This window comes from Cupriavidus sp. SIMBA_020, assembly GCF_046535395.1.
GTDB lineage: Bacteria > Pseudomonadota > Gammaproteobacteria > Burkholderiales > Burkholderiaceae > Cupriavidus > Cupriavidus campinensis.
In genome coordinates this window covers 1-248 of sequence record NZ_JAWRWU010001322.1, presented here as the reverse complement: position 1 = coordinate 248, position 248 = coordinate 1, and the positions used below count along the sequence as shown (strand labels likewise).

The following is a 248-nucleotide window of genomic DNA, read 5'->3' as shown; positions in this document are numbered from 1 at the left end:
CTCGAAAGCGGATTGGTTACCTCTCCGCCCGCCCCGAAAAGTTAGGTTCATTGAGCTTCCCCTGAAATTTCGCCTTCCATCGAGTCATGTATAAACTCGACGGAAAGGAAGGGAATCAGGGATGTTCAAGGTACCGAAACAATCGTACACGCCGGAATTCAAGGTTGCAGCCGTGCAGCGGGTCAAGGACGGCCAGGGCTTTGCTATGGTGGCCCGGGAACTGGGCATGTCGGAGCAGACGCTGCGCC

Annotated in this window: 1 protein-coding gene; it reads left to right on the top strand. The window is 56.0% G+C overall.

Annotation, left to right across the window (positions count from 1 at the left end; translation table 11 throughout):
- Window positions 1–121: 121 nt before the first annotated feature.
- On the top strand, window positions 122–248 hold a 127-nt coding region (locus tag SB751_RS33790), incomplete at its 3' end, for a transposase (protein WP_410749471.1).